Source organism: Hyphomicrobium zavarzinii ATCC 27496, from assembly GCF_000383415.1.
GTDB classification, from domain to species: domain Bacteria; phylum Pseudomonadota; class Alphaproteobacteria; order Rhizobiales; family Hyphomicrobiaceae; genus Hyphomicrobium_C; species Hyphomicrobium_C zavarzinii.
Genome location: NZ_KB911257.1, coordinates 354,594 through 366,269, shown reverse-complemented (window position 1 = coordinate 366,269; position 11,676 = coordinate 354,594). Strand labels below are relative to the sequence as shown.

The 11,676-nt window shown below is 64.4% G+C and carries 10 protein-coding genes; 2 read left to right on the top strand and 8 right to left on the bottom strand.

The window, feature by feature from the left end; genetic code table 11:
* Positions 1 to 268: 268 nt before the first annotated feature.
* The 7 genes from F812_RS0109640 to F812_RS0109610 form a co-directional block, all read right to left on the bottom strand.
* The gene (locus F812_RS0109640) at positions 269 to 868 is read right to left on the bottom strand and encodes a hypothetical protein (protein WP_020085766.1); all 600 of its coding nucleotides are present in this window, start codon (positions 866 to 868) and stop codon (positions 269 to 271) included.
* A gap of 321 nt (positions 869 to 1,189) precedes the next feature.
* Positions 1,190 to 3,031 (bottom strand): succinate dehydrogenase flavoprotein subunit, encoded by a 1,842-nt coding sequence (gene sdhA, locus F812_RS0109635; protein WP_020085765.1) that lies wholly within the window; start codon positions 3,029 to 3,031, stop codon positions 1,190 to 1,192.
* 7 nt (positions 3,032 to 3,038) lie between these two features.
* Positions 3,039 to 3,419, bottom strand: a complete 381-nt coding sequence (sdhD, locus tag F812_RS0109630) for a succinate dehydrogenase, hydrophobic membrane anchor protein (RefSeq protein WP_020085764.1) — start codon at positions 3,417 to 3,419, stop codon at positions 3,039 to 3,041.
* Positions 3,416 to 3,841: a succinate dehydrogenase, cytochrome b556 subunit gene (gene sdhC, locus F812_RS0109625; protein WP_020085763.1), complete on the bottom strand. Its 426-nt coding sequence runs from the start codon at positions 3,839 to 3,841 to the stop codon at positions 3,416 to 3,418. Before sdhC ends, sdhD begins: the two co-directional genes overlap by 4 nt.
* Positions 3,842 to 4,201: 360 nt before the next feature.
* Positions 4,202 to 5,230, bottom strand: a complete 1,029-nt coding sequence (locus tag F812_RS0109620; RefSeq protein ID WP_271029653.1) for an NAD(P)/FAD-dependent oxidoreductase — start codon at positions 5,228 to 5,230, stop codon at positions 4,202 to 4,204.
* Positions 5,231 to 5,371: 141 nt separating this feature from the next.
* On the bottom strand, positions 5,372 to 6,424 hold the full coding sequence (locus tag F812_RS0109615) for a MaoC family dehydratase (protein ID WP_020085761.1): 1,053 nt from the start codon (positions 6,422 to 6,424) through the stop codon (positions 5,372 to 5,374).
* A gap of 202 nt (positions 6,425 to 6,626) precedes the next feature.
* Positions 6,627 to 7,517, bottom strand: a complete 891-nt coding sequence (locus tag F812_RS0109610; protein WP_026867993.1) for an HpcH/HpaI aldolase/citrate lyase family protein — start codon at positions 7,515 to 7,517, stop codon at positions 6,627 to 6,629.
* Between the two features lie 207 nt (positions 7,518 to 7,724).
* Here F812_RS0109610 and F812_RS23360 point away from each other — a divergent pair, with 207 nt between their 5' ends.
* Both F812_RS23360 and nhaA read left to right on the top strand, forming a co-directional pair.
* Positions 7,725 to 8,549 (top strand): PfkB family carbohydrate kinase, encoded by an 825-nt coding sequence (locus tag F812_RS23360; RefSeq protein ID WP_020085759.1) that lies wholly within the window; start codon positions 7,725 to 7,727, stop codon positions 8,547 to 8,549.
* 70 nt (positions 8,550 to 8,619) lie between these two features.
* The gene (gene nhaA / locus F812_RS0109600) at positions 8,620 to 9,822 is read left to right on the top strand and encodes a Na+/H+ antiporter NhaA (protein ID WP_020085758.1); all 1,203 of its coding nucleotides are present in this window, start codon (positions 8,620 to 8,622) and stop codon (positions 9,820 to 9,822) included.
* 108 nt (positions 9,823 to 9,930) lie between these two features.
* Here the strand turns inward: nhaA and F812_RS0109595 are convergent, their stop codons facing one another.
* Positions 9,931 to 11,475, bottom strand: a complete 1,545-nt coding sequence (locus tag F812_RS0109595; protein ID WP_020085757.1) for a SulP family inorganic anion transporter — start codon at positions 11,473 to 11,475, stop codon at positions 9,931 to 9,933.
* Positions 11,476 to 11,676 lie beyond the last annotated feature (201 nt).

The following is an 11,676-nucleotide window of genomic DNA, read 5'->3' as shown; positions in this document are numbered from 1 at the left end:
CGACATGACATCCGGATGATGTGAAGTTTTGTGCTTGGCAGTATCCGCCAATGGAACGTCATCCCGGCGCGGGCCGGGGTTCACGCAAGCATCCACCGGTTCAACGGATTGAAGTGCACCCACCTCGAAATGTGTCGCGGGTGCCGGCCTCCGCCGGCATGACGTTGGTTTTGTAGAAACCGACGGCCCAAACTCAACGTCACCCCGATGAAGATCGGGGTCCAGACACTTCTCCGCGGTGCAGAGGGCAACGCCGGAAACGCGGGCGTCAGTCCGTGCGATATTTCTTGAGCTCGCGCACGAGCGTGGTGAGCCGGTCCGCGACTTCGGTGCCGACATCGACCGAGACCTTTAGCGTCGCGCGGTTCTGGATGAGCTTGTTCAGGCTGTCCTGGCATTCGCCGAAGCCGAAGAAGATCTGCTCGGGCGCCTCCACCGTGCCGTCCTCAATGGCGCACATCACCTCGAAGGCGCTCTGCGAGGCGAGCACCAGCATGGAGGCCACGTCATTGATCGCCTGCTGGTAGAGCTTGGCCGCATCGGATGTGACGCGCGGTCCGTGTACGCCGAATTTCAGAGGCGAGGCCCCCTGCGCGCCTTCGCCCGCGAACAGCCGGGGATTGCGCTGGAAGCGGCGGAAGATCTCGGTCAGATGCAGGCAGCAGGTCTCGAGCTCGCGCAGCGCCGTCACCGCCTTGCGCTTCGGCCGCATCCGGTCAGCCGTCCGCTCGCGAGCCGCCCAGTTGATCGTCGCGATGGAGGAGATCGTGCCGAGCGCGGCGATGGCCGGAAGCACGGCCGCGAACGGATCCGGCGCGATCCGCGAGTCGCCGTCGTCGGAAGGTGTCGGTGCCGGGTCCTTCGCCAATCTCGTCTGCCTCTCGAGCCGTGTGCTGGCGGGCCCATCGCCCTCCGCGGAAACTGCGCTTGAATGCCTGGGACGCCATTCAGGCTGCATGCCGAAGCGTCTCAGACTGTCGGCGGACGGAGCGCCGCCGGAAGAGGCACAACATTTACGCGTCGGCAGTGTCTGACAAGTGCAGAAATGCGCCTCGGGGCTGCTTTGAGCACGCCAGTCTGTCGAGAAGGCGGCAATTCCCGGCGCCGTGCAGGAATAGCGTGAGAAACCGGCAAAAAAAGCCCCGGATCTCTCGATCCGGGGCGGAAAATCTGCGTCGGCCAGAATGCCCTAGTAAACGCGTGCCTTGGGCTCGATGTACTTGATCTCGTTGGTCAGCGTGTGCGTGTGCACCGGCCGGAAATCGAGCGAGACGGACTTCTTCTCATAGTCGGCGAACGCCAGCGTGTGCTTCATCCAATTGACGTCGTCGCGGTTCGGATAGTCCTCGCGGGCGTGTGCGCCACGGCTTTCCTTCCGGTTCTCGGCGCCGACGACCGTCACCGCGGCCTGCGCGATCAGGTTGTCGTACTCGAGCGTCTCGATCAGGTCCGAGTTCCAGATCAGCGAGCGGTCGGTGACGCCGATGTCCTTGGATGCCTTCCAGATATCGAGGATCTTCTGCACGCCTTCCTTGAGGACGGGACCATCGCGGAACACGGCGCAGTTCGCCTGCATCACCTTCTGCATCCTGAGGCGCAGCGCCGCCGTCGGCTCCTTGCCTTTGGCATAGCGGAAACGGTCGAGACGGGCGAGCGCGGCGTCCGTGGCGTCCTTCGCGAAATCAGGCTGTGACGCGCCCTTCTCGATGGAGTCAGCGCAGCGCAGCGCTGCCGCCCGCCCGAACACCACGAGGTCGATAAGCGAGTTGGAGCCGAGACGGTTGGCGCCGTGCACCGAAACGCACGCCGCTTCGCCGATGGCCATCAGGCCCGGCACCACATGGTCCGGGTTGCCGCCCTTCAGCGTCAGCACCTCGCCGTGATAGTTGGTCGGGATGCCGCCCATGTTGTAGTGCACGGTCGGCAGCACCGGGATCGGCTGGCGCGTGAGATCCACGCCCGCGAATACCTTGGCGCTTTCCGTGATGCCGGGCAGCCGTTCCGCCAGGATCTTGGGATCGAGATGATCGAGGTGCAGGTAGATGTGGTCCTTGTCGGGACCGACGCCACGCCCCTCGCGGATCTCGACCGTCATCGAGCGCGAGACGACGTCCCGCGAGGCGAGATCCTTCGCATGAGGCGCGTAACGCTCCATGAAGCGCTCGCCCGAGCTGTTGGTGAGATACCCGCCCTCGCCGCGCGCGCCTTCGGTGATCAGCACGCCCGCGCCGTAGATGCCTGTCGGGTGGAACTGCACGAACTCCATGTCCTGCAGCGGAAGGCCCGCACGAAGCACCATGGCGTTGCCGTCGCCGGTGCAGGTGTGCGCCGAGGTGCAGGAGAAGTAGGCGCGTCCGTAGCCGCCCGTCGCCAGAATGGTGCGCTTGGCGCGGAAGCGGTGGATCGTGCCGTCTTCCATCGAAAGCGCGATTACGCCGCGGCACGCACCCTCCTCGTCCATCAGGAGGTCGAGCGCGAAGTATTCGATGAAGAACTCCGCCGAGTGGCGCAGCGACTGTCCGTAGAGCGTATGCAGCATGGCGTGCCCGGTGCGGTCGGCGGCCGCGCAGGTGCGCTGTGCCGGCGGTCCCGAGCCGAATTCCGTTGTCATGCCGCCGAACGGGCGCTGATAGATCTTGCCATCCTCCGTGCGGGAGAAGGGCACGCCGTAGTGCTCGAGCTCGTACACCGCGTCGGGCGCATGGCGGCAGAGATACTCGATCGCGTCCTGGTCGCCGAGCCAGTCGGAGCCCTTGACGGTGTCGTACATGTGCCAGCGCCAGTTGTCGGGGCCCATGTTGCCGAGCGAGGCCGCGACGCCGCCCTGTGCGGCGACGGTGTGCGAGCGCGTGGGAAACACCTTCGTGATACAGGCCGTCTTGAGGCCTGCTTCGGCGGCTCCCAGCGTCGCGCGAAGACCCGCGCCGCCTGCGCCGACGACGATCACGTCGTAGGTATGATCGTGCGTGGGATAAGCCTTGCCGTTGATGGCGGGCGAAGCCGGCTCTTTTCCGTTGGTCTTGGCAGCCATCGTGACGTTAGCCTCCGAAGGAGAGCTTGAGAATGGAAAGCGCGCTCGCCGCAGCAACGGCGATGGCGAAGAAGGAGTTCAGCATCAGCAGCACGATCTTCGCTGCCTCGCCGTGCACGTAATCCTCGATGATCACCTGCATGCCGAGACGCATGTGAATGGCAGCCGAGGTGACGAACAGGAGCAGCGGCAGCGCGATGATCGGCTGAGCGATGGTCGCCTTCACCGTGGCGTGGTCGGCACCGATGAGGCTGACCGCGAGCCAGATCGCGAAAATGGAGAGCACGAGGTTGGCGGCACCGGTCGTCCGCTGCGTCCAGAAATGATCGGCGCCTTCCTTGGCGGAGCCCAGCCGGCGAACCTCTTTGAGCGGCGTGCGCATGCTCATGGCGCGCTCCCTCCGGCGACGAACAGGACATAGAGCCAGATCAGCACCGTCGTGATGGCCGAGAACGCGAGGGTGCCCCACGAGAGCAGATCCACCGTTTCGAGCTTGTAGCCGCGGCCGGTGTCCCAGATGAAATGCCGGATACCGCCCGCGAGATGATGCAGCAGCGCCCAGGTGTAGCCGAACAGCACGAGCTGCCCCAGCCAGGTGCCGAGCAGGCCGGTTACCGTGGCGTAGGCATCCGGACCGCTCGCCGCGGCTACCAGCACGCAGGCCACGAGCACGGTTCCGAAATAGAGCGCGGCACCGGTTATGCGATGCACGATCGACATCAGCATGTTGACGGGCATCTTGTAGATCTGCAGGTGCGGCGAAAGCGGACGTGCCGCTTGCGAGCCCCGCTCGGCTTTGGCGTCAGCCATTTATTCTCCGTCCCCCGAGAGCGTTTCCGGCCGTACGCACCCAGCAGGGTCCGTCGGCAGAAGCGCAACAAACAAAAAAACCTTGGCCGTAGCTCCGCCCGCATGGCGTTCGGCCGTGATCGTCTCGCCCCGGGAGGAAAACGTGGTCCAGGGCGGCCAGTACGCCAGGGTCCGGAATGCGGTCCATCCCGGACACGAAAAAACGCGGATCTCAGCTTGAACCGTACTCATCCGCCAGAGTGAAGAGTCTGACGAAATGATGGCCTGGAAGACTATTAGCGCGCTGCAACAGACGGGGCAATTCGCCAAATGGTGCGCGTCGCCATCGCAACAGGCGGGCTTTAAACACGATTTCTCAACTCAGATTAGCGAGCTGACGATCGCTTTGCCGAGCCCCTGCCCGCTCTCGTAGGCGTGCTCCGCAAGCCGCCCCAGGCACCAGTCTCCCGCGGCCCCCACCTTGTAGTGGCTCGAGTAGATGAAGGATTCCCCCAGCGACTGCTCGACGAGCCCGTGGCGCCAAAGATACGCGCTGATCTGCTGCGGCGTGACGGCCGGAAGCCCGAGCTGGCGCGTCACCTCGCCCCAGATCTCCTCGGCCACCGCCTCGGGATCCGCGTCCTCCGTCTCCCGGCTCCAGCTCGGAGAGGCGTGGATCACGACAGTCTCGCCCCCGCCGCTCACGTTACGGCCCGGCTTCGAGCTGTTGCGGGCGATCCAGCGCAGCACTTCCGACATGTCCGAATAGACGTCCTGATCGGGCAGCGTCCGCTCGGCGAGGCGCACCATCACCGACCATGTCGGCACCATGCGCACGCGCGAGAGCGTTTCGACCATGCCCTCGACCCGGCCGAGAAGCAGCCGCGCGGCTGGCGCCGGAACGGTGACGGCCACCGCCGCGAACGGGCCGGCGCTCGTCTGGTCCTCGAACCAGATGGTCCAGCCTTTGTCCGTGGGCTTCAGCGTGTGCACCTTCTTGCCGGTGTGAACGAGAATGCTCTCGGCCAGCGGGCGCACGATCGAGCTCATGCCGGGCGTGCCGACATACCAGGTGTGGAGCTGCACGCCCTTGGTCTCGCCCGACGTCGTCTTGGGGTCCCATCGCGCAGCGTAGCCGGAAGACACCAGCTCGTTGATGTAAGAGCGGAATTTGTCGGAGCGCGCGGTGAGGTACTGAGCCCCGGAATCGAACGCGACGAGACCGTTTCGCGCCGTGGCGACCCGGCCTCCGATGATGCGTTCCTGCTCGAAGACTTCGACAAAGCATCCCGCGCGGCGAAGATAGGAGGAGCACGACAAGCCAGCCAAGCCTGCTCCAATGACAGCTACCTTCTGCGTCAAAGATTTCCTGGCGAGCGCCTCGCCCCTCCGAGGAGGCCGCAAGTCCACCTCGCGGCCGCCAAAAAGTGTTTGTCCCGTTCAGGGAGTGATCACGTCTAGAAAAGCAATGAATCGGGTGCGATTGGCAACCATTCAAAACGAGGAGTCGCCATCCCGCAATGCTTTATCTCTTTTGGAGCTTATCGCGGATTAACGCGGCAGCACCACCCAGATGTCGAGATCGAGGATCACGCCATCGGCATAGTCGCCGTTGTCCTTCTTGAACGGGAACGTGCTCGCATCCTGGTTCTTCACCGCCACGAGACGGGTACGCAGTGCACCCACGTCCGTGCGTCCCGGCAACTCGGCCTTCTCCAGCACCTCAGACCAGGAATAGACGGTGTCTCCCGCAAACAGCGGCGCCACGTGGCGTCCGCCGTTGATCGCCGCGATGTGGAAGGCGTTGTTCATGCCGTTGAACGACAGCGCACGGGCGAGCGAAATGGTGACGCCGCCATAGACGATGCGCTTGCCGAAACGGCCTTTCGTCTCGGTGTGCTGATTGAAGTGAACTTTGGCCGTGTTCTGGTAGAGCCGGGTGGCCATCTGATGCTCGGCCTCTTCGAGCGTCATGCCGTCCACGTGGTCGATCCGCTCGCCGACGGCATAGTCGTCCCAGCGGTAGGGAGCGCCCGCCTGGGCGTAATTGTAGGCCTTGGTGTCGAGAACCGGCACCGCGCCGCCGATGTCCTTGGGATCGACGCGATCGGAGAGCTTGGGAACGACGGCTTCCGGCGCGGGCGAGTTCTTGTCGCGCTTACGGACCATGACCCAACGCGTGTACTCGAGGACCACCTCGCCCCGTTGGTTGCGGCCCGTCGAGCGGACGTACACGGTGCCCGTCTCGCGATTGGAGTTCTCCTTGAGGCCGATCACCTCGGAGACGGTCGAGAGCGTGTCGCCGGGATAGGCGGGCTTGAGGAAGCGGCCGCCCGCATAGCCGAGGTTGGCGATGGCGTTGAGCGAGACGTCGGGAACGGTCTTGCCGAATACCACGTGAAACAGCAGCAGGTCGTCGACCGGAGAGCGCGGATAGCCGATGGCGCGCGCGAACTCGTCCGAGGACTGGACCGCGAAGCGGGGGCCGTACAGGCTGGTGTAGATCGCGACATCGCCTTCGTTCAGGGTGCGCGGCGTGGCGTGGTTCAGGACTTGTCCGACGCGATAGTCTTCGAAAAAGTTGCCGGGATTGGTCTTTGTCATCGCTCTCGTCTCGGTCCTCGAAAGTTCAGGTCAGGGCCGTCCTATGCCATTTTTGGCCGGATGATGCGAGTGCGCCATTTCGCTCGCCCCGGGGGTGATCGCGCCCACCTCACTCCCGGCGCGGGACTGCGGCCCCGCGACCTGGGGCCGGGAAGAAATGGGCAGAAAAGCAAGCAGCCACGGGCTCTTGCATCGAACCGCCCTAGAACCAGTCCTCGATCTCCTTGACCGAGTTCGCGATGGCCACCGTTCGCTTCGCCTGCACGAGGTGGAGGCGCTCGACCATCTTGCCGTCGACGGTGATGACGCCCTTGTGCGCGCTCTCGGGCTCCTCGAACGCGCGTATGATCTTTTTGGACCAGGCCACCTCCTCCTCGGAGGGCGAGAAGATCTCGTTGCAGGGGCCCACCTGCGACGGGTGGATCAGCGTCTTGCCGTCCATTCCGAGCGTCCGTCCCTGCTCGCACTCGTTGCGGAAGCCCGCCTCGTCTTTGAAATCGTTGTAGACACCGTCGATGATGTCGAGGCCGTAGCCGCGCGCGGCTACCACCGCGAGGGCGAGCCACGGCACCACCGCGAAACGGTCGTGCACGGCACGCGCCCGGCTTTCCTTGAGCAGATCGTTCGTTCCCATCACCAGGCACACGAGCCGGTTCTCGGGGTCCGCGCCGACGGCGGCGATATCGGCGGCGTGGAGAATGGCGTGCGGCGTCTCCATCATCGCCCAGAGCTTGGTTTTTTCCGGCGCGTTGACCGATTTCAGGATCTTGGCCGCGCTGATGATGTCGCCCGCGTGCTGCACCTTGGGAACCAGAATGGCGTCCGGCGCCGCCGAGGCCGCAGCCAGGATGTCGGCCGTGCCCCAGGCCGTTTCGAGCGCGTTGGGCCGGATGACGATCTCGCGCCGGCCATAGCCCCCCTCCTTCACCGAGGCCACCACCTTGTTGCGCGCCTCGACCTTGGAATCGGGGGCAACGGAATCCTCGAGATCGAGAATGAGGGCGTCTGCGGGAAGAGAGCGCGCTTTCTCGAGCGCCCTGTCGTTGGCACCCGGCATGTAGAGAACGCTGCGTCGGGGGCGTATCGGAGCCATTTCGGTCGCCTCTCTTGGTATTATTTACGCGGATGTTGCGCTGCAAAAATAGTCCAAACTGGAGTTGGCACCAACGCGACTATTGTTCAGTCCGGGAATGCCTCTGGAAAAAGCCGTGCTTGGATCTAGTCCGCGGCCTTAAGCTGTGGCGCCCTCGAGGAAAGGGCGCCCGCCTCGACCCGCCGATTGCCAGCTCCAGGGAGATCCATGGCCACGATCCTCGCCATCTCGTCGTTCGTCGCCCGCGGCTCGGTCGGCCTTCGGGCCGTCATGCCGGCTTTGGAGCGCATGGGACATGACGTGATCGCCTGTCCTACCGTTTTGTTGTCGAACCATCTTGGCCACCCCCGCACCGGCGGCGGTCAGGTCGCCGCCGATACATTGGCGGCCATGACCGAGGCCCTGGGCGAGAACGGCTGGCTGCCGAAGGTGGATGCGATCCTGACCGGGTTCTTTCCGGGCCCGGATCACGTGCGCCTAGCGGAAGCGATGATTGATCGCGTTCGCGCGTTGCGCCCCGACGCGCTGATTGTCTGCGATCCCGTTCTCGGTGATCACCCGGAGGGACTCTACGTCCCCGAAAGCGTGGCGGAAGCGGTGCGCGATCGCCTCGTGCCCAAGGCGACGCATATCAAGCCCAACCGCTTCGAGCTGGCCTTTCTCTCCGGCCGCCCTGTGTCGTCGCTTGGCGACGTGGTGGAGGCGGCGCGGACGCTCGGTGTGCCGGTTGTGCTCGCGAGCTCGATTCCAGTTGGAACCGATCGCCTGGCCAATGTGATCGTCACGAAAGAGCGCTCGGGCTTTTGCAGCGTGCCGCGCGAAACCGAGGTGCCGCACGGAACCGGCGATCTGCTCGCTGCGCTGTTCACGGCCAACATGCTCAACGGTGGCGACGTGCTCTCTCACGCGGCCTCCGCCGCAGCGGGTGTCGCGAGCGTCATCGCGCGCTCTAAGGGCTCGGACGAGCTCAACCTGTCTGGGCCTTCGCCGTGGCAGAACGCGCCGCCCTTGCCTGTCGAACTGGTCGCATGAGCAAAGGTTGACCCACGTATCCTCGTGCGGCAAAAAACAAAAAGGCTCAAGCGATTGGTTGGGATAGGTGATGGTCGGAAAGCTGCGCGGCGCCCTTCGGTTCATCCATCATGAGGCGTCGGGCGGGATCATCCTCCTGTTTGCGGCCATCCTGGCTCTCCTGCTCGCCAACTCGCCGCTCTCTCACGTCTACGACGCTCTCCTCGATACGCCGGTTACGATCCGCATCGGCGCGCTGGAGGTGGACAAGAACCTTCTGCATTGGATCAACGACGGCCTGATGGCCGTGTTCTTTTTCCACGTCGGCCTCGAGATCAAGCGGGAGCTGGTGGAAGGCGAGCTATCGTCGCTGAAGCAGGCGGCGCTTCCGGCGATCGGCGCGCTGGGTGGCATGATCGTGCCGGCGCTCATCTACGTCGCTGTCAACTACGGCGACCCGCACGCCCTCGCGGGCTGGGCCATCCCCACCGCGACCGACATCGCCTTCGCGGTCGGCGTGCTCGCGCTCGTCGGCTCGCGGATTCCGTCGGCTCTCAAAATCTTCCTGCTTGCGCTCGCCATCATCGACGATCTCGGCGCGATCCTGATCATCGCGTTTTTCTACACGTCCAAGCTCTCGCTTCTGGCCCTCGGTCTTGCCGGCATCGGGGTTTTGGCGCTGGCCGTCCTCAACTTCAGGGGCATCACGCGCACCGCCGCCTATGTGCTGGTCGGCACGTTCGTGTGGCTCTGCGTGCTGAAGTCGGGTGTCCACGCCACATTGGCGGGTGTCGTCACGGCGTTTGCGATTCCTCTGACGCCCCTCGCAAACGGAACGCGGAACGGAACAGTCGAGTCGCTCGCCTCGAAGCTTCAGGAGAGCCTGCATCCGTGGGTCAACTTCGGAGTCCTCCCTGCCTTCGCTTTCGCCAACGCCGGCGTCTCTCTCGTCGGCATCACGCCCGATCGGCTCTTGAGCCCCATTCCGCTCGGCATCGCGCTCGGCCTCCTCGTGGGTAAATCGATCGGCGTGTTCGCGTTCGCACGAGCGGCTATTGCTCTGGGAGTGGGAACGCGTCCTGAAGGAAGCACGTGGGTTCAGCTCTTCGGGGTTGCCGTGCTTGCGGGCATCGGCTTCACCATGAGCCTGTTCATTGGCATGCTGGCGTTTCCGGAGCCCACCTACGCCGCGGACATTCGCATCGGCGTGCTCTCAGGCTCGCTGTGCGCGGCGCTGCTCGGATATGCCATCCTCAGGAACGCTTCGCCCGCCCCGATCACGGCGCGGTCCTGAGAAACCGGCCTCGCAAACGATCATGGCCGGGTCGCCCCGGCCATGATGTCGTTCGATCTTGTGAGCGCATGAAGAGCCGAACCGGCATCCACGCCTTCGAAAAAGGCTCTAGCGCCCTGTCGCTTCCGCTCGAGCTCTGAGGCCGCTACGGTTCTGATACTTCTGCGTGAGCCCTTCCCACTCGATCTCGAGAGAGCCGCCGCTGGCCTTGTGCTGGCGATCCCAGTTTGTCAGCAGGTCGATGCAGGCGTGATCGATGTAGTCGAGATCGTCGATGTGGATGTGGACGTGCGTGTTCGGCTTCAGCCCCTCGAGCTCGCTTGCGAGCATCGGCAGGCGGATCAGCGTCGCGGCACCCTTGAGATGCAGGTCCACGCGGTTGCTGTTCGGCTCTTCCACCTTGCGCACCTCGAGATGCGAGAAGGCATAGAGCAGCTTGAGCAGCGACAGCACCAGACCCACGACCACACCCGCCAGAAGGTTGGTGGCGACGATGGTTGCGACGGTGATGAAGTAGATCGCGACTTCGCTGGTGCCGAACTTCTGCAGCGTCGGCACGATCTTCGGATAGGCGAGCTTGTAGCCGGTGTAGACGAGAACGGCGGCAAGGGCCGAGATCGGGATGTAGCTCAGCGTGAATGGCAGCACGCTCGCGAACAGTAGAAGCCAGACGCCGTGCATGATGGCCGAGAGCCGCGTTACCGCGCCGGCGTCCACGTTCGCGCTGGAGCGTACGATCACGCCGGTCATGGGAAGAACGCCGAGCAGGCCGCAGAGGGCATTGCCCACACCCTGCGCGGAGAGCTCCCTGTCATACTTGGTGCGCGGTCCCCGGTGCATCTGATCGACGGCGGTCGCGCACAGCAGCGTCTCGGCGCTGGCGATGAACGCGATCGAGATCGCGCCGATCAGGATCGGGGCTTCCACGATGCGCATCAGGTTGTCGGGCGTGGGGAACACGACCGTGGACCAGATGTTGTCGGGCACGACCACGTAGTGGATGTCGGAAAGGCCGAGCAGACCGGCCGCCAGCATGGCCACGACCACGCCGACGAGCGGGGCCGGCATGAGGCGCCACGACTTGGGCGCGAACGACCAGCCCGCGATCGTCACGATGGTGAGAAGGCCGATACCTGCCGCCTTGAGGCGATGGTCGCCGGCCTCGATCGCCGTCAGAAGAGCGCCTGGCATGCCGATCAGGTTCTGGATGCCCGTTCCGAGCGGCTTTCCGTCGAGCATGACGTGGAACTGCGCGACGAGGATCAGAACGCCGATACCGGCGAGCATGCCGTGGATGACCGCAGGCGAGACGGCGCGGAACCACTGGCCGAGCCTAAGCACGCCTGCGGCGAGCTGAAAGAGGCCGGCGAACAGGACAACGACGCCAAGCATTTCGACGCCGTTGGCCTGCACGAACTGGAGCACCAGGACGCTGAGACCGGCGGCCGGTCCGCTGACCTGGAGTGGCGAGCCTGCCAGCACGCCCACGATGAGGCCGCCGATAATGCCGGTGATGATACCCGCCGTAGGCGGCATGCCCGAAGCGATGGAGATGCCCATGCACAGCGGCAGGGCCACCAGGAAGACGACAACCGATGCGAGCAGGTCCTGCCCGTATGTCGATTTCGGCGCGGAAGAAGACTGTGACGTCATAGAATAATCACGCCAAGCCTTGCTTTACCGGCTGGCGCGCCCCCCTTGATTGCTGTGAGCCAGCACTAGTTTGCCATTGGTGCGGCGAACGATAACGGCTGGCAGGGGGTCCCGCAACCAGAAGACGCCTTGAAATACAGGGTTTAACCATGCCGGGTACTCGGCGTTCTGTGCACAACTGCGCGCTGGGTGCGACGATTG